Annotated in this window: 1 protein-coding gene; it reads left to right on the top strand. The window is 48.1% G+C overall.

What is annotated here, in order from left to right:
- On the top strand, positions 1–391 hold a 391-nt coding region (locus tag AB4585_RS26885), incomplete at both ends, for a carbohydrate porin (protein ID WP_372171791.1).

Here is a 391-nt window from a genome sequence, read left to right as displayed (position 1 = left end):
CCCTGATAGCACGCGACGATCTGCGGTACTAATGCCTGAGTTCCGTGTGCATGGCATTGATTTCTTAGGCGGCAACCTGACACTAGGTGCTAACTACGCGTACATTATCGACGATACCGACATTAAGAAGCACGTAGGTGCAGGTAACTACGATCGTGATGGCTACATGTTTACTGTGAACCACAAAGCGAGCTTTGCTGGTACATACAACATCTTCACGGTACAGATGAATGGTGGTATCGGTGTTGGCGGTTGGCATGATGGTGAAGGTGAGCTGCTAAACCTAACTACCCCAGGTACCAGTTACCGTATTATGAACCACGGTTTCTGTACCATTAATGAAGACTGGAGCTGTCAGTACTCTCTTGCCTACGAGAACATCAGCATGGAT

The sequence above is a fragment of the Vibrio sp. 10N.222.49.C9 genome, assembly GCF_041474985.1.
In the GTDB taxonomy this organism is placed as follows: Bacteria; Pseudomonadota; Gammaproteobacteria; order Enterobacterales; family Vibrionaceae; genus Vibrio; species Vibrio crassostreae_C.
The sequence above is the reverse complement of the archived record's forward strand: the minus strand, read 5'-3'. Positions and strand labels throughout refer to the sequence as shown.